Origin of the sequence: Streptomyces sp. H39-C1 (genome assembly GCF_027158125.1) — a bacterium.
GTDB classification, from domain to species: Bacteria; Actinomycetota; Actinomycetes; order Streptomycetales; family Streptomycetaceae; genus Actinacidiphila; species Actinacidiphila fildesensis.
Genome location: NZ_JAPVLS010000265.1, coordinates 1 through 1,238 on the forward strand (window position 1 = coordinate 1; position 1,238 = coordinate 1,238).

1 protein-coding gene is annotated in these 1,238 nt (G+C 68.3%); it reads right to left on the minus strand.

The features are described from left to right. Window positions 1-1,160: SPFH domain-containing protein (locus tag O3W51_RS48120; protein WP_138359667.1), on the minus strand; the 1,160-nt coding region annotated here is incomplete at its 3' end. Window positions 1,161-1,238: the final 78 nt, after the last annotated feature.

Here is a 1,238-nt window from a genome sequence, read left to right on the forward strand (position 1 = left end):
TCCGTGGGCCCGGCGGCCGGCTTCAGGTAACCCTGCAGCTCGAGCAGGCCGTTGTCCTTGCCCGGACGGGGGTACTCGGTGGAACCGCTCAGGTTCTTCCGAACCGAGTCCAGGATGGTCAGCCCCTGGCCGACCAGTCCCGCCGCGATCTCACTGAGGCCGTCGGCGCCGTTGAGGACGTTGACATTGGCCCCGGCGAGGCCGCCGGCGGCCTCCTTGACGATCAGCGGCAGCTGGTCGATCAGCATCCGGTCCAGTGCCACCCGGTCGTACGAGGCCGCGGCCTCGGCCTGGATCTTCATCCGCTCGGCCTCGGCGATCGCCAGCACCTTGATCCGCTCGGCCTCGGCCTCGGCGGGCTTCACGATCTCGGCCCGCAGCTGCTGCTGCCTGAGTTCGGCCTGGCGGTGCGCCAGTTCGGTCTGGGCGATGAGCACTTCCTGCTGCGCGTGGGCCATCGCCAGCGGGCCGGCCTGCGCGGACTCCGCCTGCGCGCGGTCCACCTGGGCCGAGTACTCGGCCTTCACCACGGCGGTCTGCCGGGCGTACTCGGCCTGGTTCCGTGCGGCCACCTGCTCCGCCTCGACCGAGGCCTGGGTGGCCTGTGCCTGGGCGATCTGGGCCTGCCGCTGGATGGCCGCCTTGTGCGGTGCGGCCATCGCGGCGATGTATCCGGTGTTGCCGTCGTCGATCGACTGGATCTGCAGCGAGTCGACGGTCAGCCCGATCTTCGCCATCTCGGTCTTGGAGGTCTCCAGCACCTCGGTGGCGAGCTTCTGCCGTTCGGTGACGATCTCCTCGACCGTCATCGAGCCGATGATGGAGCGCAGATGACCGGCGAAGATCCGGCCGGTCAGTACCGACATCTGGTCCTGGTCGGAAAGGAACCGCTGGCCGGCGTTGACAATGCTCTCCCTGTCGTTGCCGACCTTGAAGGCGATCACGGCCGTCACCGACAGGGCGATGCCCTGCTTGGTCACACAGGTCTCGGCGACCTCGGCCTCGCACATCGCCAGGGTGAGGAAGCGGGTCTTGCGGAAGACGGGGAGCACGAACTTTCCGTGGCCGGTCACCACGCGGAACGGCGCACCTTCCAGTCCCCGCCTGCCGCCTGAAATCAGCATCGCCTCGTCGGGGGCGGGAACGCGATAACCGAACATTTCGTCTCCTTTAAGGGGCGTCGGTGACGCCGCCCAACGCATCCAGGGGATCTGCCCACTCGATGACGCCGACCTGCC